The sequence below is a fragment of the Rhodococcus sp. NPDC059968 genome (assembly GCF_042738615.1).
Classification (GTDB): domain Bacteria; phylum Actinomycetota; class Actinomycetes; order Mycobacteriales; family Mycobacteriaceae; genus Rhodococcus_F.
In genome coordinates this window covers 1-23,437 of sequence record NZ_JBHWUE010000049.1, presented here as the reverse complement: position 1 = coordinate 23,437, position 23,437 = coordinate 1, and the positions used below count along the sequence as shown (strand labels likewise).

General features: G+C 64.6%; 22 protein-coding genes. 15 read left to right on the top strand and 7 right to left on the bottom strand.

The annotated features are described in order from the left end of the window. Positions 1 to 71 precede the first annotated feature (71 nt). The 13 genes from ACFWAY_RS31755 (at position 72) to ACFWAY_RS31695 (ending at position 13,943) form a co-directional block, all read left to right on the top strand. Positions 72 to 875: an SDR family oxidoreductase gene (locus ACFWAY_RS31755; RefSeq protein ID WP_378454798.1), complete on the top strand. Its 804-nt coding sequence runs from the start codon at positions 72 to 74 to the stop codon at positions 873 to 875. Then, on the top strand, positions 875 to 1,882 hold the full coding sequence (locus tag ACFWAY_RS31750) for a phosphotransferase family protein (protein ID WP_378513318.1): 1,008 nt from the start codon (positions 875 to 877) through the stop codon (positions 1,880 to 1,882). The genes ACFWAY_RS31755 and ACFWAY_RS31750 overlap by 1 nt, the downstream gene beginning before the upstream one ends. Next, positions 1,879 to 2,871: an LLM class flavin-dependent oxidoreductase gene (locus ACFWAY_RS31745; protein WP_378513317.1), complete on the top strand. Its 993-nt coding sequence runs from the start codon at positions 1,879 to 1,881 to the stop codon at positions 2,869 to 2,871. Before ACFWAY_RS31750 ends, ACFWAY_RS31745 begins: the two co-directional genes overlap by 4 nt. Beyond that, positions 2,868 to 4,082 (top strand): CaiB/BaiF CoA transferase family protein, encoded by a 1,215-nt coding sequence (locus tag ACFWAY_RS31740; RefSeq protein ID WP_378513316.1) that lies wholly within the window; start codon positions 2,868 to 2,870, stop codon positions 4,080 to 4,082. Before ACFWAY_RS31745 ends, ACFWAY_RS31740 begins: the two co-directional genes overlap by 4 nt. Further along, a complete protein-coding gene (locus ACFWAY_RS31735) occupies positions 4,082 to 4,957 on the top strand; it encodes an HpcH/HpaI aldolase/citrate lyase family protein (RefSeq protein WP_378513315.1) in 876 nt (291 codons plus the stop codon). Before ACFWAY_RS31740 ends, ACFWAY_RS31735 begins: the two co-directional genes overlap by 1 nt. 49 nt (positions 4,958 to 5,006) lie before the next feature. Then, on the top strand, positions 5,007 to 5,552 hold the full coding sequence (locus ACFWAY_RS31730; RefSeq protein WP_378513363.1) for a DoxX family protein: 546 nt from the start codon (positions 5,007 to 5,009) through the stop codon (positions 5,550 to 5,552). A 141-nt stretch (positions 5,553 to 5,693) separates the two neighbouring features. Further along, complete coding sequence (locus ACFWAY_RS31725) at positions 5,694 to 6,608, top strand: SMP-30/gluconolactonase/LRE family protein (protein ID WP_378513314.1); 915 nt, start codon at positions 5,694 to 5,696, stop codon at positions 6,606 to 6,608. Between the two features lie 41 nt (positions 6,609 to 6,649). Then, complete coding sequence (locus ACFWAY_RS31720; RefSeq protein WP_378513313.1) at positions 6,650 to 8,125, top strand: aldehyde dehydrogenase family protein; 1,476 nt, start codon at positions 6,650 to 6,652, stop codon at positions 8,123 to 8,125. A 14-nt stretch (positions 8,126 to 8,139) separates the two neighbouring features. Continuing rightward, positions 8,140 to 9,252, top strand: coding sequence for an NDMA-dependent alcohol dehydrogenase (locus ACFWAY_RS31715; RefSeq protein ID WP_378513312.1), 1,113 nt, complete (start codon positions 8,140 to 8,142; stop codon positions 9,250 to 9,252). Between the two features lie 287 nt (positions 9,253 to 9,539). Further along, positions 9,540 to 10,061 carry a nuclear transport factor 2 family protein gene (locus tag ACFWAY_RS31710; RefSeq protein WP_378513311.1) on the top strand — a complete coding sequence of 174 codons (522 nt, stop codon included), beginning with the start codon at positions 9,540 to 9,542 and terminating at the stop codon, positions 10,059 to 10,061. A 98-nt stretch (positions 10,062 to 10,159) separates the two neighbouring features. After that, a complete protein-coding gene (locus ACFWAY_RS31705) occupies positions 10,160 to 11,674 on the top strand; it encodes an aldehyde dehydrogenase family protein (RefSeq protein ID WP_378513310.1) in 1,515 nt (504 codons plus the stop codon). Positions 11,675 to 11,725: 51 nt separating this feature from the next. Beyond that, a complete protein-coding gene (locus ACFWAY_RS31700; RefSeq protein WP_378513309.1) occupies positions 11,726 to 13,120 on the top strand; it encodes an MFS transporter in 1,395 nt (464 codons plus the stop codon). A 19-nt stretch (positions 13,121 to 13,139) separates the two neighbouring features. Then, entirely contained in the window at positions 13,140 to 13,943 is an 804-nt protein-coding gene (locus ACFWAY_RS31695; RefSeq protein WP_378513362.1) for an SDR family NAD(P)-dependent oxidoreductase, read from the top strand. Between the two features lie 632 nt (positions 13,944 to 14,575). Here the strand turns inward: ACFWAY_RS31695 and ACFWAY_RS31690 are convergent. From ACFWAY_RS31690 to ACFWAY_RS31675, 4 genes are read right to left on the bottom strand one after another with little or no spacing between them, the layout of a single operon-like run. Next, a complete protein-coding gene (locus ACFWAY_RS31690) occupies positions 14,576 to 15,631 on the bottom strand; it encodes an acyl-CoA dehydrogenase family protein (protein WP_378513308.1) in 1,056 nt (351 codons plus the stop codon). Positions 15,632 to 15,639: 8 nt separating this feature from the next. Further along, positions 15,640 to 16,878 carry an acyl-CoA dehydrogenase family protein gene (locus ACFWAY_RS31685; RefSeq protein ID WP_378513307.1) on the bottom strand — a complete coding sequence of 413 codons (1,239 nt, stop codon included), beginning with the start codon at positions 16,876 to 16,878 and terminating at the stop codon, positions 15,640 to 15,642. Beyond that, positions 16,875 to 17,639 carry an enoyl-CoA hydratase-related protein gene (locus ACFWAY_RS31680; RefSeq protein ID WP_378513306.1) on the bottom strand — a complete coding sequence of 255 codons (765 nt, stop codon included), beginning with the start codon at positions 17,637 to 17,639 and terminating at the stop codon, positions 16,875 to 16,877. Before ACFWAY_RS31680 ends, ACFWAY_RS31685 begins: the two co-directional genes overlap by 4 nt. Before the next feature lie 7 nt (positions 17,640 to 17,646). Further along, complete coding sequence (locus ACFWAY_RS31675; RefSeq protein WP_378513305.1) at positions 17,647 to 19,245, bottom strand: AMP-binding protein; 1,599 nt, start codon at positions 19,243 to 19,245, stop codon at positions 17,647 to 17,649. Positions 19,246 to 19,465: 220 nt separating this feature from the next. Between ACFWAY_RS31675 and ACFWAY_RS31670 the strand changes: the two genes are divergently transcribed. Together ACFWAY_RS31670 and ACFWAY_RS31665 are read left to right on the top strand one after the other, a co-directional pair. Continuing rightward, positions 19,466 to 20,257 (top strand): FadR/GntR family transcriptional regulator, encoded by a 792-nt coding sequence (locus ACFWAY_RS31670; RefSeq protein ID WP_378513304.1) that lies wholly within the window; start codon positions 19,466 to 19,468, stop codon positions 20,255 to 20,257. 144 nt (positions 20,258 to 20,401) lie between these two features. Then, a complete protein-coding gene (locus ACFWAY_RS31665) occupies positions 20,402 to 21,754 on the top strand; it encodes an MFS transporter (protein ID WP_378513303.1) in 1,353 nt (450 codons plus the stop codon). A gap of 231 nt (positions 21,755 to 21,985) precedes the next feature. Here the strand turns inward: ACFWAY_RS31665 and ACFWAY_RS31660 are convergent, their stop codons facing one another. From ACFWAY_RS31660 to ACFWAY_RS31650, 3 genes are all read right to left on the bottom strand, one after another. Then, positions 21,986 to 22,135: a hypothetical protein gene (locus ACFWAY_RS31660; protein ID WP_378513302.1), complete on the bottom strand. Its 150-nt coding sequence runs from the start codon at positions 22,133 to 22,135 to the stop codon at positions 21,986 to 21,988. Beyond that, a complete protein-coding gene (locus tag ACFWAY_RS31655; RefSeq protein WP_378513301.1) occupies positions 22,132 to 22,344 on the bottom strand; it encodes a nitroreductase/quinone reductase family protein in 213 nt (70 codons plus the stop codon). The genes ACFWAY_RS31660 and ACFWAY_RS31655 overlap by 4 nt, the downstream gene beginning before the upstream one ends. Positions 22,345 to 22,764: 420 nt before the next feature. Next, a complete protein-coding gene (locus tag ACFWAY_RS31650) occupies positions 22,765 to 23,139 on the bottom strand; it encodes a nuclear transport factor 2 family protein (protein WP_378513300.1) in 375 nt (124 codons plus the stop codon). Positions 23,140 to 23,437 lie beyond the last annotated feature (298 nt).

Here is a 23,437-nt window from a genome sequence, read left to right as displayed (position 1 = left end):
GCACGGCTGCGTGCCCTTGTCGGGGCACGCAGCCCGGATGTCCCGCTCAGGAATCTCAGCGAAGGAAACCCATGACTACACCCGAATTCGGCTCGGACAAGAGGTTCGCCGGGAAAGTCGCGATTGTCACCGGAGCGTCGCGCGGCATCGGCCTATCGGTCGCTCAGCGGTTGGCCGCCGACGGCGCCGCCGTCGTCATGAACGCCCGCAAGCCCGAGGTTCTCGCCGAGGCAGTCGAGGAGATACAGAATGCGGGTGGCCGTGCGCTCGGTGTCCCCGGGAGCATCAACTCGGAGACCCTGCCCGGTGGGTTGGTCGATGCGGCACTCTCCGAGTTCGGTTGTCTCGACCTGATCGTCAACAACGCGGCCACGTCCGCGTCGTACGGGCCGCTGATGGACGTGACGAAGGATGCGTTCCACAAGACCATGCTCGCCAACACATGGCCGGCGCTGAACCTCGTCCAGCTCGCGGTGGCCGCCGGCATGCAGAACGGCGCGGTCGTCAACGTGCTCACCACCGGCGCCGAACGGGTGCATCCGGTCACTGGACCCTATACCGCAAGCAAGGCGGCACTGGCGAGTCTGACCACCACCCTCGCGCGAGAGCTGGGCCCGAAAGGCATTCGTGTGAACGCTGTTTCGCCAGGCCTGGTGCGCACCGAACTTGCCCGTGCCCTGTGGGACGGTGAGCGCGGGCCCCAAGAGGAGCGGCTCGTCCCGCTCGGCCGGCTGGGGCAGCCCACCGACATCGCGTCGGCCATCTGCTTCCTGCTGTCGGACGAGGCGGAATGGATCACCGGAACGACCATCCGCATCGACGGTGGACGCATCCACGTCGGCGGCGAACCCGCAGACCTGATCGGGGTCTACTGATGGAACCGCAGGAATTTCCCGGGCTCGAGGACGCCATCAACGAGGCGCTCGCCCAGGACGTGCCCGGCTCAGCCGTCTCGTCGCTCGAGGTGCTCGAAGGCGGACACTCGGGTATCACGCTCGCAGCGAAAAAGACCGACACCGACGGTGTCGCCGAGGTGGTCATCAAGGTCGCCCCCCATGGCCGGCAGCCGAAAGGCCGCCACGACGTCCTGCGGCAGGCCCACATCCTCGACGCGCTGGGGGGCGTCGACGAGCTCGTCGTCCCCCAGGTTCTCACCCGCGGATCGGGGGTATGGACGTTCTATGTAATGGAACGCTGCGCCGGCGAAGCCGCCGAGCCCGTCCTGAACTCCTCAACACGGGTTTTCGACAAGGACGTCGTCAGGGCCCGCGCAGATGCCGCCGCCAGGATGCTCGGCGTACTGCATCGCCAACCGATCACTATGGTCGCCGGAGCGGACTCCGAACTTCCCGATATCGCGGCCGAACTCGCCCGGTGGGCAAAGGTTGCGGCCGCTGCCTATGAAGACGATGCACCCGGCATCTCCGCGCTACCCGACGCGCTGCGAGCGACGATGCCCTCCACCGTCGAAGCCTCGGTCCTCGTCCACGGCGACTACCGACTGGGCAACGTTCTCTTCGATGGCGTTACCCCCACCGGCATCATCGACTGGGAGATCTGGACCGCGACGACTCCCGGCGTCGATCTCGGCTGGTTCCTGGCCTTCTGCGACCCAAACCTGTTCCCCGGAGTCGGTGCACCGGTCGAGGGCATGCCAACGGCGGACGAGCTTCTCGAGACGTATTACTCCGCCGGTGCGTCCCACATCGCGGATATCGACTGGTTCCACGCGTTCGGTCGGTTCAAGCTGGCCGCCGTCATGGCCCACAACCTGCGCCGTCACCGCGAAGGACGCCATGTCGATCCTTTCCAAGAACAGCTACCCCCGACCATCGCCACGCTGATCGACTCGGCCCGATCCATTCTGGACGGTGGCAGATGAGAAGCGGGCTGCCGCTCGGGCCCGGTTCCATCGGAATCGGACTTAACTCGAGCGCGGGACCCGCGGCGGAGGCGATACGTCGGTTGCGGCGTGAGGCCCACGTAGCAGCGGACTGCGGCTTCGACGGTGTGACCCTGAGCGAGCACCATGGCGGCTTCCCCGGGTACTTCCCGAACCCGATCCTGCTGTGCGGCCTGATTCTGGCCGACATGCCCCACGGCTGGGCCGCAGCGTCACCGAGCATCCTGCCGCTGCGCAACCCCTACACTGTCGCCGAAGATCTCGCCTGGATCGACGCTGCATACCCAGGCCGTGTGGCCGCAGGCTTCGTCCCCGGCTACCAGAAGCGCGACTTCGACGCCTTGGGTGCCGAGTTCGAGACGCGATCAGCCACGTTCTGGTCGCATCTGAACACCCTGACCGGCGTCCTACGCCCCGGAGACGCGCCGCACCCGATTACCGACGACGCGGCGATCGCCGACGCCCGCGTTCGAGACCTGACCGTACTGGTAGGTGTGGCCGGTCCGCTCGGCGCCCGTCGGGCAGCGAACGCCGATGTCGGTCTGCTGTTGATGTCACTCGACAGCGCAGCAGCGACTGCATCGCTGATCAGGCACTACGAGGAGGCGGGTGGCAACCGGAGCTGTGTCCTGATCAGGCGGGTGTGCATCGGGGACTCGGCAACCGCGGACCGCCGCCATGGGCTGTGGTTGGAGGCGTCGTCGGGCCGAGAGAAGTGGTTGACCGCGTCGCCGAACAGCGTCATCAGCGGCGGACCCGGCGCGGTTGCCGAGGCCCTCGTCGAGGACCTGAGGACGTCCGGTGCTTCCGCGCTCAATATCCGAGTCGACGCCGACGAGGCCGACCCCGCCGAGGTATTGCGTCAGATCGAACTAATCGGAGCGGAAGTCCTTCCCCGTGTTCGGTCTTCGATGGGCTGGCACGCGCAGGGCCCGTCCACGGCACTTACGAGAGGAGTTCAATCATGACTACGAACAACGCACCAGGTCCGTGTGGAGGGGTGCTCTCCGGCGTCAAAGTGGTGGAATTGGCCCACGTGATCGCGGGCCCGCTGGCCGGCACCCTGCTCGCCGATCTCGGCGCGGAAGTCGTCCATGTCGAAGCGCCGGGCACCGGGGACACCGCACGATTCCAAGGTCCGGAAAAGGACGGAGTCCGGTTGTGGTGGAAGGTATCCGGACGCAACAAGCGATCGGTGACCCTGGATCTACGTCAGCCCGAGGGGCGGAAGCTCGCCGGGGAGCTGATCGCGTGGGCCGATGTGCTCATCACCAACATGCGGTACTCGACCCTCGAGAAGTGGGGCTTCGACTGGAACACCCTGCATGCACAGCATCCGAAGCTCGTGATGCTGCAGATTTCCGGCAACGGTGCCACCAGCTCCGCGCGCAACGACCCGGGATTCGGCAAGGTCGGCGAGGCCCGCAGCGGCGTCGTGCACCTGACGGGCTTCCCGGACGGACCGCCCATCCACACCGGTTTCTCCCACGGCGACAGCGTGACCGCACTCATGGGTGCCTTCGGTATCGCCTCAGCGCTGGTGCGACGAAATGAGTCGGACTTCACCGGCGAATGGATCGATATCGCGTTGTTCGAGCCGCTCTTCCGCCTCATCGAATGGCAGGTCATCATTGCGGACCAGCTCGGCACCGTGCCCGGTCGTGCCGGCAACCAGCTGGCGGTCGCCCCGGCCGCGGTGGTGAACACCTTTCTCACCGCCGACGAGGTGTGGATCACCGTAACCTCAGGAACCCCACGGTCCGTGCAGAGGATCGCGGAGATGCTCGGTGAGCCCGCCGAGGACTACCGCACCGTGGAACAGCAGACCGCCCGCAAGGAGCGGCTCGACACCCTCCTGCACAAGTGGATGAGTGCCCGCACCGCCGACGTCGCCATCAAGGAAATGGCCGATGGGGAGGTGGTGGGTTCGCGGGTCTATTCCGCAGCCGACATCCTCGAAGATCCGATCTATGCCGAGCGCGAGGACATCATCTCGATCGAGGATCGGGACCTCGGGTCCGTCAAGATGCAGGGCGTGGTACCGCGCATGCACCAACATCCCGGCTCCGTGTGGCGGACCGGGGCCCACTTAGGTGAGGACAACGACCTCGTCCTCGGTGAATGGCTTGGCAGGAACGCTGCCGAACTGGTCGACCTCCGCGAGAAAGGTGTCATCTGATGTCTGCACATCGTGGCCGCTACAACTACCGCACCATCAAGAGCATCCTCGAGACACCGATCATGGACGACCACAAGTGGGGGAAGCTGGCAAACATTCCCGCCGACATGATCTTCCTCGACCTCGAGGACTCCGTGGCGCCGGACCGGAAGGAGCAGGCGCGCGACCGCGTCGTCCGCTCGCTCACGGAGAAGGCGTTCGACGGTGAGAAGCTGCTGCTGCCGCGCGTCAACCACCTCAGCACCCAGTGGGGCAAGGTTGATGTCCAGGCGCTCGCGGCAGCCAAGCCGGATGTGGTGGCGTATCCCAAGATCCGGTCTGCCGCATGCGTCGACGAGGTACTCGAGGAGTTCCGTGCACACGGTGCCGATCCCGACATCTTCGCGATCATCGAGACCGCGGAGTCCGTGCTCAATGTCCGTGAGATCGCGGCGCATCCGAGCGTGATCGGACTGATGTCCGGACCCGCCGACATCAGCCTGGATGCGGGCATCGAACTGTACGAACCCGGGGGTGCGCTCAATCGGATCTTCCTGGTGACCAAGTCGCTCACCGTGCTCGCCGGCGCCGCATACGGATTGGCTGTCACGGACATCGCCTACGCCGAGAACATCCGGGACCTCACCGAGATCCGCCACCGGGTCGAGGATTCGCGGCGCATGGGCTTCACCACCATGACGACCTTCTACCCGCCACACGTCGACATCATCAACGACGTCTTCAGTCCCGGGCACCAGGAGATCGCAGCCGCACAAGCGATCGTCGAGACCTACGAGACGGCACTGTCGGAAGGAAAGGCTGCGGCCCTGACCGAGGCGGGCACCCCAGTGCTCGTGCACGAGTACGAGAAGGCGCTCGCGCTCCTCGCACGGTGAGCGAGCCGAGGGCCCGATTCGACCGAAACGTAGTGGAAACGAGGTGAGTATGGACGCCGTCGACACAGCCCTGATGATTCTCCGGGTGACTCTCGGTGTTGTCATCGCCGCACATGGCTACGCGAAATTCTATTGCGGTGGGCGGATTCCGGGCACAGCGGCATGGTTCGAGAGCATCGGAATGAAGCCGGGACGATTCCATGCTCTGCTCGCAGGGTCAACCGAGGTGGCAGCGGGAATCCTGCTGGTGCTGGGAATGCTGACACCGCTCGCCGCGGCGCTGGTGATCGCCCTGATGCTCGTGGCTGCGTGGACGGTGCACCGCGGCAACGGTTTCTTCATTGTCGGAAACGGGTGGGAATACAACCTCGTCTTGGGGCTGTCGGCCTTCGTTGTCGCGGTGGCCGGGTCTGGAACCGTCAGCATCGACCATGTGCTCTTCGGGGAGAACCCAGCGAACGGAGTCCTCGGTGGAACGGTCGCAGCCGTGGTGGGACTGGCGGGAGGCGTTGGCACTCTCGCACTCTTCTTCCGACCGGCCACCGTGTTGATATCGCCGGACCCAGAGCGGGCTGCCGGTAACAAACAACCCTGAAATCGGTCATTACACAGCATTCATGAAGTAGGACAATGAACGAGAAGGTCGCTGAACTGATGGAACGAGACCTGGCCGTGGTGCTTGCCGTGCTGACGGGGCAGACGGTATCGCAGACGCCAAACAGGTGAGGCTTCGCCGGTGACCAATTCCGCAGCATTTGAAAAGGAGTACCGCATGGTCGACGAGGAATCGCGCACCACCATCATCGACGGGTTGATCTTCCCCGAGGGACTGCGGTGGCGGGGCGACGAGTTGTGGTTCTGTGACATCGAGGAGCACGAAGTGATCACCGTCGACGCTGGCGGCGCCGTGCGTGGCCGGCTGGCGTTTCCGGGAGAGTACCCGATCGGTCTTGCCTGGACGCCCGAAGGCACCCTGATCGTCGGTGGACGATTCGAGCGGCTCCTCACCTCCCGCGACGGCGAAATACACGTGCTCCATGACATCGAGGTCGATGGCGTCGCCGATTCGTGGTCGAACGACACGGTCGTCGACGCCGCCGGCCGAATCTATATCTCCAGCTTCGGCAAAGCCCACGACCTCATCGACCACGGATCGAACGAGAAGAGGCTCGAGGGCGCCGGCCGGATCCTGCTCGTGGACCTCGACGGGAGCATCCGCAAGGTAGCCGGTGGTCTGTCGATGCCCAACACGATGCAGATCACCCCGGACGGCTGCACCCTGATCTGCTGCGACAGCTTCGCGCACAGGGTGGTCAAGTATGCGATCCAGCCCGACGGCTCCTTGGGGCCGGGGCAACTCTTCGCCCAGTTCGACGACATGACCGACGGATCGACACTGGACCGTGACGGTGGGCTCTGGGTCGCGTTCCCGCACGTCAAGCAAGCTCGTCGGGTGCTCGACGGTGGTGAGGTGACGGACGTGATCGAGTTCGACGACGACGTGTTCGACGTCGCGCTCGGTGGCCCCGATGGCATCTCGCTCTTTGCGGCCATGTCGAACCTGGCCGCCACGACGCCTCCGGCGGACGGGTCCGAACGAGCACGACCGGGACGGATCATCCGCATCGAGGTCGACGTCCCGGCCGCGTGACAACGCGTGCCGGACAGGTGAGGTCGGAGATGGGAGCGGACGTGTCAGATATCGATGTAGCCGGGCTGTTGGGCAGCGCCGGCGGGAAGCTGCTTATCGGGGGAGACTGGGTGGCCCCCCGGGCCGGTGGACTTTTCGAGACCCTCGACCCCGGGACGGGCCGTCCCGTCGGCCTGATCGCTGGCGGTGACGAGACGGACATCGACGACGCCGTCGCAGCGGCCCGCGAGGCCTTCGAGGACGGGCGCTGGCGCAGTCGGCCCGGATCGGAACGGGCGAAGGTGCTCTGGCGCATCGCCGACCTGATCGAACAGCACCACGACGAGCTGACCCTCCTGGAGTGCGTGGATCAGGGCCAGCCGCCCGCCTATCTGGGCGCGATGGTGACCGGTTCCGCGAACGGCTTCCGGTACTACGCAGGGCTCGCCGACCACATCTACGGGGTGGCGACGGATGTCCTTGTCGGTGGCGAGCCCATCCACGCCTACACCCGGCGGGAACCCATCGGGGTCGTCGGGATGATCGTTCCCTGGAACGCGCCGCTGCTGATGGCGGCCTGGAAGCTTGCCCCGATGCTGGCGGCCGGGTGCTCGGGTGTGCTCAAACCGGCCGAGGAGACGTCCCTCACCGCTCTGCGACTCGGTCAACTCGTGATCGAGGCGGGCGTGCCCGCGGGAGTGGTGAACCTCGTCACCGGTCGCGGCCACGTCACCGGTGCCGCGTTGGCTGCCCACCCCGACGTCGACAAGATCGCATTCACCGGGTCCACCGAGGTCGGGAAGCGCCTGGTCCACGCAGCCGAGGGCAACCTCAAGCGGCTCACCTTGGAGCTGGGCGGAAAATCACCGTTCATCGTTCTCGACGACGCCGACCTGGACACCACGATTCCCGCGGCAGCGGCAGCGATCTTCAGCAACTCGGGACAGGTGTGTTCGGCCGGGTCCCGGCTGCTGGTGGACCAGCGCGTGGCCGACCGTGTCGTGGACGGTGTGACCGCTATCGCTCGTCGCACCCGGCCCGGCTACTACGCCGACCCGGAGGCGGACATCGGTCCGCTGATCTCGGGCAAACAGCTTGACCGTGTGATCGGCTACGTCGACGCGGCGCGTGCTGGCGGCGCAGAGGTGACGGTGGGCGGTGGACGGACCGGCGACGGCGGATTCTTCATCGAACCCACTGTGCTGACGGCGATCTCGCCCGACGCGGCACCCGCACGCGAGGAAATCTTCGGCCCGGTGGTGTCGATTCTGCCGTTCAGCGACGTCGACGAGGCCGTCGCGCTGGCCAACGATACGGACTACGGCCTGTCGTCGAGCATCTGGACCGGCGACGCCGCCAGAGGACACGCCGTCGCCCGGCGCCTGCGTGCGGGCCGGGTCGGCATCAACGTGCACAGCGCGGGCGACTACCACCTGCCGACGGGGGGATACAAACAGTCGGGTTGGGGCCGGGAACACGGACCGAACGGCCTCGATCCCTATCTGGAAGAGAAGTCGGTGTTCACCAAGATCCGCTGAGTAAGGAGCCAACCATGAGCACGACACGAGCTGCGGTCGTCCGCGGGGTCAAAGAGCCCTGGGAGATCGTCGAACTCGACCTCGACGAGCCGAAAGAACGTGAAGTCCTCATCCGGCTCGCATACTCGGGACTCTGCCAATCGGATCGGCATTTCCAGGTGGGCGACTTCCCCGCCCGGTTCCCGCTCGTCGGGGGCCACGAGGGAGCCGGCGTTGTGGAGAAGGTGGGGCCCGGCGTCACCCGGGTATCGGTGGGCGACCATGTCGTGTGCTCCTTCCTGCCGGTGTGCGGGGTTTGCCACTGGTGCTCAACCGGCCACCAGGCGCTGTGCGACCTGGGCCTGAACGCCGGGACGGGGCAGCTGCCCGACGGGACCTTCCGGTTCCACCACCGATCCGAGGATCTCGGCGGGGTCTGCGCGCTGGGCACGTTCTCCGAGCGTGCCGTCATCTCGGAGTACTCGTGCGTGAAGGTGGATTCGTCCCTCCCGCTCGATGTGGCTGCGCTGCTCGGGTGCGGTGTGCCCACGGGTTGGGGTGCCGCCGTCTATGCGGCCGGCGTCCGGGCCGGTGATGTGGTGGTGATCTACGGCTCGGGAGGTGTCGGCAGCAACGCGGTGCAGGGCGCAGCTAGGTCGGGGGCATCGATCGTGGCCGTGGTGGATCCGGTTCCGTTCAAGCGGGAGATGGCCGAGACGTTCGGAGCCACTCACACGTTCGCCACGCACGAGGACGCGTATGAGTACATCAACGAGGCAATCTGGGGACGGCTCGCGAACCACGCGATCATCACTGTCACGGACCATACGGTGGAAATCACGAACCAGGCGAGTTCGATCGTCGGAAAGGTCGGCTCGATCATTGTAGTGGCCACGGGACGTAATGGGGAGAACCAGCTGGAGATGAATACGCAGTCTCTCAAGGGGTTCCAGCAACGAATCCAAGGCGTGATGTTCGGTAACTGCAACCCGCTGTCCGACATTCCGCGGCTCGTCGACCAGTACAAGCGTGGTGCGTTGCTGCTGGACGAGCTCATTACCCGCCGGTACAGGCTGGGCGATATCAATCAGGCGTTCGACGACCTCGTTAACGGGAAGAATATCCGAGGAGTGATCGAACACTCGTGACGGATATACCTATTCGCACAGTGCAGCAGTCGTCGACGCGGGGCTTGACTCGACGCCGCACACACGTCGGGCGCGCTGCCACGAGTGCACGGCATACCGCTCGTATGTCGCGATGGCTAACGATGCCATTGCCCAAACCTTAAGAATCTCTGTAAGTTTCGGTTGACTACTCGAACTATGCGAACTAATGTCCCATACATCGTTGTGGCGCAGTTCGCGCAGGGCCCAGGAATGAGTCCGGCGTCACGTTCCCTAGGCAGCCAAACAGATGAGGGCGGTTCGCTGACATGTCGACACTTTCCGAAGCAGGCCCGGTCGAAGACCGCTACGGGCCAGCCGTGTTAAGGGAGCTCATCGACGCCGAACAGATCCGGCGACTGAAATACGCGTATTGCCGCGCTGCCGATGCAATGGACGCCGCGGGAATGCTCGCAGTGTTCACAGACGACTGCGTCGTAGATCTGTCCGGTGGCCGCGGCGGCGCAGTTACCGGCATCGCCGCTGCCCGCAAGTTCTACTCCGGCGCACTGAGCAAGTTCATTGCGAGCAGCCACCACCTCTCGAACATGGATGTTGTGTTCGAATCCGCGGATACCGCCCGGATGGAGTCGTATCTATATTCGTGGCAGCGCTACAAGGCGTATCCAGCGCTAAAGGACAGGCACCGCTGGGCGCGATACCGAGATGTGTACCGCCGCACGCAAAATGGTTGGAAGCAGACGGAGCTGGTGTGCTACGTCGGCGGCGAGGTCACGCCGGAAGAACTCGAGAGGTCGTGTGAAACGACCGCGCTGCCGTCTTGGCACTGAACTTCGCTGAAGCGTTCCCGCATTCGCGAAGCGAACACGGCCGCAGCATTACCGCGTGAAACATGATCACGCATACCTACAACCGCTGAACGAAAGTGATGACGATGGGCGAAGAGCGCAGCCAGACGACAACAGTTGGCACCATCCTTACGCCGCCAGGCACCGAAGTCTGGCCGAACTTCTCGCTTCTCATCGGCGGGGAGTTGACGGAGGGGCGCGGCGACAGCATCGACGTCATCGATCCCGCGACAGAACGGGTAGTCGCGTCGGTCGCTGCCGCGGACAGAGCACAGGCGGACCGTGCTGTGACGTCGGCTCGTGAGGCATTCGAGTCGGGTCCGTGGGCCTCGGCATCGGCGGCAGATCGTAGTGCCCTGATCAACCGAATCGCCGACGGCATCGAAAAGCGTCGCGACGAGTTCGTGAACGCGATCGTGACCGAGGTGGGTGCGCCGATCAGCGCCGCCGGAGCATTGCAGGTCGATTGGCCGATCAAGCACCTGCGGGAGTACGCGCAGGCCGCGCTCGACGAGCGGAGCCAGGATCTGGGACGGCATACCGACCCGATACCGTCCTCCAGCATCGTCGCGTATCGACCGGTCGGCGTCGTCGCCGCGATCGCTGCGTACAACTACCCGCTGCTGCTGCTGGTTCACAAGCTGGGCGCGGCACTCGCTGCAGGGTGCACGGTGGTCGCGATTCCGTCACCGCGTACGCCGCTGTCGACACTGTTGCTGGCCGAGGTGCTGCGCAATGCAGATGTCCCGCCCGGTGTGGTGAACGTCGTCGTGGGCGAGGCAGATATCGCGCGTGCTGTGACCGAGAACCCAGGTGTGGACAAGATCGCATTTACCGGTTCGGTCGCGGTCGGCGAGAAAGTGATGCGGCAGGCTGCGACGGGTGTTCGTGGCGTCGTCCTCGAGCTCGGTGGCAAGTCGCCTGCAATCCTTCTTCCCGGAACCGATCTCACTGCTGTAGTCCCCGGACTGCACCAGAGGTACTGCCGAAACGGTGGCCAGGCGTGCGCCGCGCCGACGCGGATCCTGGTGCACGAATCGCAATGGGTTGAATTCATCGAACTCAGCCACAAGGCATACAAATCCATCCAGGTGGGAGATCCGCGGGATCCGGCCACCATTGTCGGACCAATGATCACTGAGGCGCACCGTGATTCGGTGGAACAGTTCATCCGAGAGGCCGTGGACGGCGGAGCGGTGATCGCTGCCGGCGGCGGGCGCCCGGACTCCGGCCCTGGGTGGTTTGTCAATCCCGCACTGATCACCAACGTGCACAACACCGACCGGATCTGTCAGGAAGAGATTTTCGGCCCGGTCGCAACGGCCATGCCGTACAGCACCGTCGACGAAGCGGTGAAGATCGCCAATGAGACCCGATACGGTCTGCACGCGTACCTATTCGGGCCCGATACGGATGCTGCACGCGAGATTGCGCCGCGACTGCGAGCGGGCACGGTATCGGTCAACGGCGGTGGAGGCCTTCGCGCCGACGCACCGATGGGTGGATTCGGTGTCAGCGGAGTCGGCCGCGAAATCGGATCCTGGGGCATCCACGAGTACCTCGAACCGCAGCACATTCAGTGGGCCTGCGACTAATCCTGCTTCTCCGCTCGCCTGTCCTCCGCGGTGAGGATGGAAAGGAAGATTGTGGCTAATCGAATCGACCGAGAGACACCCGTTTCGGAGGAACTCGCGAAGGGACATCGTCGGGCTGCGTGGGTCGTCATTCTTTGTCTCCTCATCGGCGCATGGGACGGCTACGACATGGTCGTCCACGGCGCCGTCACACCGGCGCTCCTTGATTACCAACCGTGGGCGCTCTCGGCAACGCAAGTCGGCACCATGGCGAGCCTTGCTCTTGCCGGCATGTTGGTGGGTGCCCTTGGTAGCGGCGTGTTGTCGGATATGTTCGGCCGGAAAAGGCTGCTCATCGGATCGGTGATCTGGTTCTCGGCGTCGATGGCACTCTGCGCTATGGCGCCGAATCCGGAGGTGTTCATGCTTCTCCGGTTCCTCGGAGGCCTCGCGCTCGGCGGCGTCCTCCCTGCGGCGATCGCACTGGTGGCCGAGTTCGCTCCTCGCCACCGGCGCCAATTCTTCAACGGAGTGATGAACATCGGGTACTCCTTCGGCGGCATTGCCGCCAGCCTGCTCGCGGTCTGGTTTCTTGCCGACTACGGGTTCAGGCTGATGTTCTGGATCGGCTTCCTCCCGGTGTTCGTCCTCGTTCCGGTGCTGATGAAGTGGTTGCCGGAATCGGCGGACTACCTGATTCTGAGAGGTCGCTTCGAGGAGGCGCGTGCAACCTGTACCAAGTACGGGATGCCCTGGCCGCCTGACGAAGTAGGCAAGGCCGCGGGTGAGGGCAAGCCCGTGAATCCGCTGCGTACCCTCTGGAAGCGCGAGCACATTGTCGTCATCGTCCCGCTGGTCGCCACCTTCTTTGTCGGTTTGATGCTGACATACGGACTCAACTCCTGGTTGCCGCAGATTATGAGGCAAGCGGGGTACCCGCTGACTTCGGCGCTGGTATCGCTGATGGTGCTGAGCATGGGGGCGATCGTCGGCATCATGACGCTCTCCGTACTTTCCGACCGTTTCGGACCTCGCCCGGTGGTCTGTTGGGCGTTTGGCGTTGCCGTTCTGTCCTTGTACATCTTGAGCTTCAGCCCGCCGACGCCGGTCTTCTTCGCTGCCTTGTTCCTCGCCGGAATCGGCGCGAACGGCACCACCGTGGTTTTGTACGGATATACGGCTGCGCTGTTCCCGAGTGCAACTCGCGGAACTGTGCTCGGACTCGGCATGGGCATCGGCCGTGTCGGCGCGATCCTCGGACCGCAGGTCGGTGGCTTCGTGCTCGCAACGGGTGCGCCGGTGGAATGGAATTTCTACGCGTTCATGATTCCCGCGGCGCTCGGTCCGCTGATCATCCTGTTCGTTCCGCGCGTGGCTCCTTCGAAGGCGCGCAGCATGACGTACCCGAGAACGAATACGCCCGAGGTTGCGGCCACCGGACGTGCCAAGAAGGAAACCGCGGGATAGCACGACTTACAAGCCTGAAATGTGCGCAACACAATCAGTAGGGAAGGCAGAATCAATGAGGCTCGAGAATCGCATCGCACTGGTGACCGCCGGAGGTTCCGGTATGGGTCGCGCGGCATGTGTGCGCTTCGCCGCAGAGGGCGCGCATGTCATCGTGACCGACCTCGACACTGACGCGGCCAAGGGGACGGTGTCGCAGATCGAGGGGACCGGCGGCTCGGCCGAAGCGCATCAGCTCGATGTTGCCGACAAGGCTGCTGTCACCAGCCTGGTTGAGCAGGTCCGCGCCACCCACGGCGTGCTCCACGTCCTCTACAATCACGCCGGCATCCCCGGCGCCTCTGGTCTCGATATCTCAGAGGACCAGTTCGACCTCGCCGTCGACGTCAACATCAAAGGGGCGTTCTTCCTGACGGCCGCGTGCGAAGACCTGCTCGAGGCCGCCGGCGGCAAGGGCTCTGTAATCTTCACAGCCTCGGTCTCGGGTATCGTCGGTTCGCCGCTGAGCCCGCTCTACTCGATGACCAAGGGCGGTATCGTGCTGCTCATGAAGTCGCTGGCGTTGAAGTTCGGCCCGCTCGGCATCCGCGTCAACGCGATCTGCCCCGGCCCGATCGCGACTCCGATGCTCCCGCAGTTCTTCGGGCGCGATACGGGTGCCGACGTTTCAGACGTCGTCGACAGCTTCACAGTCAACGTACCGCTCGGCCGGCAGGGCCAGCCTGAGGAGATCGCGGCTGCTGCAGCGTTCCTCGCGAGCGACGACGCGAGTTTCGTCAACGGTGTTCCGCTGCCCGTGGATGGTGGCTACCTGGCGCGCTAACGCCGAGCGGTTCGGTCGCCGGGTCGACGACTCGGCACCGAGCCTGTAGTCCTACCCCCATTGACCCCGCGCGTGGTCCGAAAGGTTGCCCGACGCCATGTATCCGGCCTACCTGGTTGTCATGCGGTGGCTCACCGACAATCTCATCGGTCTTCTGGTAGCAGCCTATTCAAAGGGGCAGATACATCAATCCCGAACAGAGGGCATGTAGCTGTGCAATGTCCACGTCGCAGGCTCAGCACAGTCGTCAGCCCCTCGATGGGCTCTGTCCATGGAGACCAGGGATTAGCAGGTAGAACACATCGAGGGTTGGCGCTCTTGCGCGCGCTACGGCGAGGTCAGCGATGACAGCGATGACAGCGCAAGGATGGAGTTTGAGTTCGCGTTCAATTATGGGTGGCCTCAGTGGTTACGCGCTGCACAGTTTTACAGCATTTCGGATCACGCGCCTGGCAAGGATATTGATATGGCATACAGCCATGACGCGGCACCGACGACGGAAGGCGCGGCGGTACGAAGTACGGTCCCAGCGCTTGCTGCGGCACGTCCGGGCGTTCCGACAACGGGTGGTGATCGGCTTGCGCTCATTCCGGCAGGCGATTCTGGTTGCAAGCAACCGATTCTCCGAACACCTATATCACTGAAGCGGCAATGCCCTCGTGGTGCGCCTCGGTGCTGCCGAATAGCAGTGCGTCGCTCTTAGCTCGCCGAAAGTACTTGTGTAGGGGGTGTTCCCAGGTGAATCCGATTCCGCCGTGGATCTGGATGGATTCTTCGGCGGCGTAGGTGAAGGCCTCGGACGCGAGTACATGCGCGATGCTCGCTGCAGTGGCCAGTTCGTTTGTTGGTCTTTCGTCGGCGTTCGCCGCGTCCAGCACTGCGGCGTGCGCCAGTTCGAGTGCCACCAGCATGTCGGTGAGGCGGTGCTTGATCGATTGGAACGAGCCGATCGGTCGGCCGAACTGTTCCCGGGTCTTGGCGTACTCGACCGACATTTCCAGGCACGCCTCGGCGGCGCCGACCTGCTCGGACGCCAGCGCCACGAGGGCTGACGCCTGCGCGCGCGGCAGCCTCGCACCTAGGGTTGCGTCGCCGACCGTCTGTGCGTGGGCGTCGACGAACTCAATCCGGGTCAGTGGGCGGGTGGTGTCCAGGGACTCGAGAGGGGTACGTACCACGCCGGGTGCGGCGCCGTCGATGACGGCCAGCTCGAGGTCCTTCTCACCGCGTGCGACAACGACGAGGAGATCTGCGCTGTCACCATCGATTACGAAATCTTGGATACCTCGAAGAATCAACCGGCTGTCACCGGTTGCGGTGGCGGTAATCGGGGTGTCCGAGTACGGGTACCCGGCAACCAGCGTGGCGGTGCGTTTGCCGGTAGCGATGGCGGGCAGATGTGCGGCGCGGCCCGCGTCCGAAGCGCATTCCGAGAGGGTGAGCCCGGCAAGGCACACGGACGAGAAGTAGGGTGCGTCGGAGATGGTGCGGCCGAGTTCGTGCATCACGACCGAGGTGTCTTTGAGGGTGCAGCCGGCTCCGCCGAAGCGCTCGGGGAAGGGGATCTCCGTCAATCCCAGGCCGGTGAGCCCTTCCCACAGTGCTTGTTTCGTATCAGCGTTCTTCGTGAGGAAGGCGCGGACGCTGTCCCGAAGTTGTTCTTGTTCGTGGGTCAATTCGAGGGCCATGATTGCTCCTAGCGCGGTTCTCTGGGCAGCCCGAGGCCGCGTTCGCCGATGATGTTTCGCTGGATCTCGTCGGAGCCGCCGGCGATGCGGTAGCCCGGGGCGCCCAGGAGATGCTCGGTCCAGGCATAGGTGTTCGGGGTGCTCGTGTCGGCGAGGATGCGGGGTCCGAGGAATCGGGCCGCGGCGTCTCCGATGCGCTTGAGGTTTTGCGTCCACACGAGCTTGGCGATCGAGCCCTCGACTCCGGGAACATGGCCGGCGAGTTCACGTTCGGCGTACCGGGCGTTGAACATTGCGGTGGCGCGTTCGTAGACGACGACGTCGGCGAGTGTCTGACGCACGTGAGGGTCGTCGGTGATGCCAAGTTGCTTGGCGAGCCTGATCAGGTCGGCTGCGCTGCCGCCGGCGGAGACGATTCCGCCGCTGGAGCTGCGTTCGAAACCGAGGGCGGTCAATGCGACGCTCCAACCGTCGCCGACCTCGCCGAGACGCAGCGAGTCAGGCAGTTCGACGTCGGTGAGGAATACCTCGTTGAAGGTGGAACCGCCGGACATCTGGCGGATGGGCCGGGTTTCGACTCCTGGGGCGTCCATCGGCACCAGGAACGCCGTCATTCCGCGGTGCTTGGGTGCGGCGGGGTCGCTCCGGGCGATGAGTAGTCCCCATTCGGAGAATTGTGCGCCCGAACTCCACACCTTCTGACCGGTGATCTTCCAGCCGGTGTCGGTGCGAACTGCGCGGGTCGCGAGCGCGGCCAGGTCGGAGCCGGCGCCGGGTTCGGAGAACAGTTGGCAGCACAGTTCGTCGGCACGCAGGAACGGTTGCACGAACCGTTGTTTGTGTTCCTCGGTGCCGAGCAGATGGATGGTCGGTGCGATCAGCTCCACGGTCACCAGGATGGTTTCGTGCCGCTCGGGGGCGCGGAACTGACGTTCGAGCTCGACGTAGATCCGTTCGTGGGAGGCGGTCAGGCCCGCTCCGCCCCATTCGGGACTCCAGGTGATCGCGCCGAAACCGGCGTCGACGCGTGCGGATTGCCAGGATTTGCCGCGGACGAGCAGTTCGCGCTCTTCGGCCTCTGTGCGGTTGTGGAAGATGGCGTAGGACGGCTCCGCATCGTCGCCTGACAGGTCGGTTTCGGTGACCGGCAGATGCAGGTCCAGCCGCTGGGACAGCCACGCGGTGGCGCGGTCGCCGAACGCGTCCAGGTCTTCGGGTGTTGCCAGTTCCCTCGTTGCGGTACTCATGGGTTCTTGCCGTTCGTCAGTGCGGCCATTCGTGTCTCGACCGCAGTCTTGGAGTCCGGATGCTCGGACAGCCGGACGGTGAAGGTCTGTTCGAGTTCGTAGCCGCGTTTGAGATCCATACCCTCGCAGCCGTTCAACGATTGCTTCGCCAGGGTCAGTGCGTAGCGGCTCTTCGCGGCGATGGAGCGTGCGTGGGTGAGTGCGGTGGTCATGAGTGTGTCGTGGGGGACCACCTCGATCGGCGCGCCCCACCGCTGGAGGGTGTGTGCGTCGACGGCTTCTGCGGTGAAGAACAGCCGGCGCATTGCCTGCTGCGGCAGCATTCGGGCGGTGAAGCGGCCGCCGCCCAGGACCCCGACGTTCATTTCCGGCAGCCCGAACGTCGCCTTCTCCGACGCCACCACGAGGTCGCACGCTGCGGTCAGACCGAATCCGCTGCCGAGTGCGGGCCCGTTGACGGCGGCAATGACGGGGATCGAGCAGTCGATGAGGTTGAACATCGCGCGTCGGACGTTGCGCATCTGCAGTTCGCCGCTCGTCGTGTCCATGGTGCGGAAGTCGTTGAGGTCGTTGCCCGCGCAGAACACGTGACCGCGTCCTGTGAGCACGGCGACGTTGACCGTCGGATCGTCCGATAGCCGATCGAAGGCCTCGGCGAGTTCGCCGTACATTCGGTGGTCGATTGCATTGACCTTGCCGCGGGCGAGCTCGACCAGGGCGATCCCCGGTTCGGGTTGGGAGATGAGAATGTGCTCGGTCATGTCGTCCTCACTTCTCATGCGCCGCATGCAGGCTGACGCCGACCATCTGCGGCGGGACGTCGGTGCGGTTACGGGTCCAGTCGCGGAGCGCGAACTTCTGGATCTTGCCGCTCGCGGTCTTGGGTAGTACGTCCACCACGAAGACGCTCTCGGGGATCTTCTGTTTCGCGACCTCGCGTCCGGTCAGGAACTCGTGGACGTCTGCGAGGGTGAGGTCCTGTGCGTGGTGGGTGACGACGAAGGCGCAGCCTCGCTCACCTGTCGTCGCGTCGGGCCCGGCGACGACGGCGACCTCGCTGACGGCGGGGTGCTCACTGAGGAGGTTTTCCACCTCGTGAGTGCTGATCTTCTCGCCGGAGCGGTTGATGATGTCCTTGATTCGGCCCTCGATGTGGATTGCGCCGGTTTCGTCGAACCGTGCGAGGTCACCGGAGCGGAAGAAGCCGTCCTCGGTGAACGCCGCGGCGTTGAGTGAGGAGTCGAGGTATCCGAGGAAGGTGTCGGGGCCGCGCCACAGTACTTCGCCGACGGAGCCGGGCGCGACGGGGCGCTCGGAGGGGTCGACGATGATCACCTCTGTGGGCGCGAGGACTCGCCCGTCGGTTCGGGTGCGTAATTGCGGTGTGTCCCAGCGATTGCCTGCCGTGACGGACGGTCCCTCGGTGGCGCCGTACATTCGGACGACGGTGCCGAGCCGATCGGTGGCCCGGCGGGTCAGGTCGTCCGGCATGTCAGCGCCGCCGCACACGATGTACCGGATCGACGGAGTGGGGCGACCCGCCGCGACCGCGGCGTCGAGCAGCCCTTGCAGGAACGGTGTGGAGAAGATCATGAAGCTGGCGTCGTCGCGGGCAATCTTGTCGAGCGCGGCGGCTGGATCCCACTGATCGTGCAGCACGACGGGCGCCCCGAGTAGGAACGGCAGTGTCAAGGCGCAGTTCACGCCGGTCACGTGCGTAACCGGCGACGGGTTGAAGATGACGTCTTTCTCGTTGAGACCGAACAACTCGATCATCGAAAGGTTCTCGAACACGAGGGTGTTGTGGCTGTGCAGCGCGCCCTTCGGATCCGCGGTTGTCCCCGAGGTGTACAACAGCAGGCAGACCTGATCTGGATCCGGCTGGGGCAGTGCGGCAACCACCTTCGCAGCCTCGGCCGGGGCACCGTCGAACAGCTCCGTCCAGGTGGTCATCCGCTCGTCCGTGTGGCGCTCGTCGCGTTCGCCGAGGACGACGACCTTCTTCAGGTGCGGCAAGTCGTCGAGCAGCTGGTCATACATTGCGGCGTAGTCGAATCCTCGGTAGGTCGCGGGAATGAAGACGGCCGACGCCTGTGCCTGGCCGAGGATGAACCGCAGCTCGCGCCCTCGGTAGATCGGGACAATGGGGTTGGCGACGGCGCCGAGCTTCATGATCGCCTGGTAGACGATGACCGCTTCGGCCCGGTTGGGGAGCTGGAACGAGACCACGTCGTCGGCGCCGATCCCGACCGAATGCAGCGCCGCAGCGAGCGTGGTCGCGTCGCGGTCGACGTCGGTGAAGGTCAGGCGTGTGTCGCCGTCGATTACGGCCACGGCATCCGGGAACAGCGAGGCGGCGCGTGTCAAGTAGTGCCCGATCGGCTGATCACGCCAGTGCCCTGACTCGCGGTAGGAATGGACAAGGTCGGGCGTCGGTGGGCGCGTCGGCCACATCTTTACCTCCGGGAGAGCATCGCGTTCGGATGTTGACTGGTGCCACGGGTTGACTGGTGCCACGCTAGCCACTTTCTTTAAATATGTACAGAGTTTATCGATTTGCTTCCGGGTCTGGGTAGTGTTTGTACGCATGGCGGCTACACAGCGAACTGTCGACGAGCGCACGGGGAACGCAAGGACGAAGGACGACGCGCAGCGCGCACCGGGCAGGGCCCCGAAAATGTCCGAGCGCATCGCGAACCAGATAGCGGACGAGATCCTCGGGGGCGGCATCGAGGCCGGTGACCGGCTGCCGACCGAGAAGGAGATGGTTGCAGAGTATGGGGTGGCGCGCACGACTGTGCGCGAAGCACTCCGCCTGCTCGAGAGCCGGGGTCTGGTCACCATTCGGGCCGGTGTCGGCGGCGGCCCCGTCGCGTGCCGGCCGCAATTCGAATCACTGGGTAACACCATGAAACTGTTCCTGCAGCTCGAGGGCGCAAATCTCAGCGACGTCATCGACACCCGGCTGACCCTGGAGCCGGTGGTGGCGCAACAGGCCACACCTCGAATCACGGACGGCCAACTGGACGAATTGCAGGCGGCGCTCGACAGCATGCGGGCACAGCCTGACGACTACGACAACTTCATCGAGAAGAACGCGCTGTTCCACACCACCATCTACACCGCCTCCGGAAACCCGGTGCTGCGCATCCTCATGGAAACACTGCTGCTGCTGGTGCGCGACGCGGAACCCTCACGGCACCCCGAGATCACTCGTACAGCCGCCGTCGAAGCGCAGCAACTCGTCCTCAATGCCATGCGCTCCCGAAATGCCTCCGCCGCGGGAGAGGCGATGGAGGCCTTCGTCCACGACACCGCGAAGTACTACCGTAAGCGCCTTGCGCACATCATCTCCGAGCCCGTGCACTGGCAGTTCTAGCGGACTGCTTCCGCCAGTTTTCGGAAATATGTACAGATTTAGCGGATTCGCGGCTATGGTGTGAAAGCGCTCGCATGATAAGACTCACCCACCTGCGGTGAGCGCACCTTCGGTCCACTCTCTCCGCACAGAAATGAGACGTTCGTGGCGACCCACACGAATTCCACCTCGCGCACCCCCACCCTCGAGCAGACCAGACGCCGCGGCGTTCTCGCCGCAGCCGTCGGCACCATCGTCGAGTACTACGACCTCACCGTCTACGCCTACCTAGCCGTGGTCGTCAGCCCACTGTTCTTCCCCGGCAACGATCCCACCGCCGCACTACTCGCCAGCCTCGCCGTCTTCGCGTCGGCCTACCTCATGCGCCCCGTCGGCGGCATCTTCTTCGGCCGACTCGGGGACCGGCACGGACGCAAACGCGCTCTGCTGATGTCCGTGCTGCTGATGGGGGTCGGCAGCCTCCTCATGGCATGCCTGCCGACGTACGCGTCAGCGGGCATCGCCGCGCCGATCCTGCTCGTCCTCGCACGTCTGGTACAGGGCTTCTCCGCCGGCGGTGAACTCGGCGGAGCATTGACCTACGTCTACGAGACCGTCGGGGAAAAACGTAAGGGCCTCGGCGCATCGTTCGTCGCACTCGGCAGCAACGGTGGTTTCGCGCTCGCCGCAATTGCGGTCGGGACCGTCTCAGCGCTCACCACCGAACCACAGATGACCAGCTGGGGCTGGCGGATCCCGTTCCTGCTGGGCGTCCCACTCCTGCTGTTCTGCCTGTGGACCCGGACCCGCATCGAGGACACCGCACAGTTCGAGAACGCCGCGGCCACCGACGACCTGGCGAAGTCACCGTTCACCGAACTCATCCGCACACACCCCAAACAGGTTCTGCAGGTATTCGGGCTCGGCGTGGCACAGAACGCCACCGGCTACATGGTGCTCACCTACATCGGCATACACCTGGTCCGTCAGGGTGGATTCGATCGGACCGCGGTCACCTGGACGACCGCGCTCATCATCGTGCTCATCGCGCTGTTGATGCCGGTCGCCGGTCTACTCGTCGACAGATTCGGCAGCGTCCCGGTCGCAGCAGCCGGACTGATCGGATCCGGCATCCTTGCGTACCCAGCCATGTCCCTGATGGGCGGTCACGGGCTCGTCGTCGCGGGCGTGGCATTCTTCGCCTTCGCGCTCGGCACCCCGCTCATCCAGGTCGCCACGGCACCACTGTTCCCGTCGCTGTTCAACTCTCGCGTCAGGCTCACCGGCGTCGCCCTGGGCTTCAACCTGGCGACGATCGCGACTGGCGGAACGGCCGCGTACATCGCGACCTGGCTGATCGACCGGACCGGCAGCACCTTGTCACCGGCCTACTTTCTCGCCGGATCGTGCCTCATCGGGTTGCTGACCCTGTTCAGCATCCGAACCGCAACCTACGGCGGCGTCCGCCGCGAGTCCGCATCCCACACGGAAACCGCTGCGCCGCAACCCGTCCGATAGCACGGGTCGAGAGATCGTGGTGGGTTCCAATAAACATCAGATGCACACCCTGCCCGGCGATCGACGGTCTCCCGGCTTCACAAAACGTGAAGCGGGAGACCGCGTCGTGGTCGCCTGGCCCAGCTTCCGGGCTCATAGGGGTCGCCCGCGACAACGGCCATACGCGCGTGGTCGAAATGAACAAGCGGGTCGCCGCCAACTGCCCGTGACGAGACGGTCAGACCATACTCTCTAGCGCGGCTTGAGCCGGAAGACGGGGAGCTGACGCTCGATCAGCGCCGTCGTGGCGCGGTAGTCGCCGTAGCCGGCGAAGACCTGAATGGCGAACGCGTACAGGTGCTTCGCTCGTCGGGGTCGGTGACCATGGTCGCCACAAATCACTCGCGGCCGAGTTGGCATTGGGTGTGCGCGATCAGGTTGTAGTACCGGTGCGGGTGTTTGGTTCCACCAAGTTCGAGGCGATCGCGACCATCGTGGAAGCAGGTGATCTGCACAGCTTGCGGCAAACCCGACTTTGCACCCGTAGTCTCGAGCGTGGCCGAAGGGATCATCCACTCCCGATTCAGGCGTCCGCCGGTTTCACGTTCCAACCGTTCTCAGGCTCCGACTCGCGAGGTCAGATTCGATCGGTAGCGTTACGTGCTGTAGCCGGAGGGCAGAAGGGTGCGCAGCAAGTTGGGTGCCGAGTTGCGCCCAAACTGGCTGGGAAGCGACCCGTGCAGCCTGTGGGCCGTCCGCGCGACCCAATTCGCAGAAGTCCGATTCCGACGCCGCATTGTGGTTGCCGTCGAACAAGGGATGCCGGTGCACATGCGGCTCGCGGCGGATCGACGTGAAAGCCCCTTACCGGCTGCAGGTGACCGAAGCGGGAAAGGACGCGATGAGTCGGGTCCTGCCACTCGCGCTGAGCAAGAACCGCCCCTCAGAGTCGAGCCTCGGTTCCGCCGGCGACAACGCGAGGTCATCGACGGCACGAGCTGTCATGCCATCGTGTCCGTTCACGAGGGTCGCTACTTCGTGCCGAAGACCCGTTCCAGCATCGCGGTGTCCGCGGCGGACTGGAATTTGACGACTTTCCCATCGCGGAAAGTCAGCACATCGGCTTCGTCGGCGGACTCCCCACCAGCGGCGACTCGGGTGAGAACGACAACGACATCGTCGTCGCCGAGAAAACGCTCGGGTGTTGTCGTCGTGGACTTCTCGGCCAGCTTGATCCACATCGCGCCGACCTCCGCTTTGCCACGGAAGGTGCCGCTGACGGTGCTGTTGCCGGGCGAGATCCACTCGATGTCGTCGTCGAAGAAACTCATAGCCTTCTCGGCGTCACCCGCCGAGTACGCGGAGTACCCCTTCTTCGCGGTCTCGATGTTCTGCTCTGCTGACATGGCTGCCCCTTACGTTGGTCCTCTAGCCCTACCCGAGTACAGGCTTGGTAAACCTCGCAAATGAACGGCGACGCGCCCGCGGCGTAACGTCCGACAGGGCACGCTGCCGCCGCACGGCTCCCCGCTTCGAATCACGGAATGTTCCGGCGAATTGGCGGGCGCGGGCGTCCTGCGCGAGCAGAGTGTCACCAATGTCAGGTACAACGTCAACCGACAGCTGCGCGCATTCGATGGTGTTAAATGTATTGCTAGACAGGTAGTTTAGGCTACACGGGTTAGATACGAAGCCGTCTCGGGC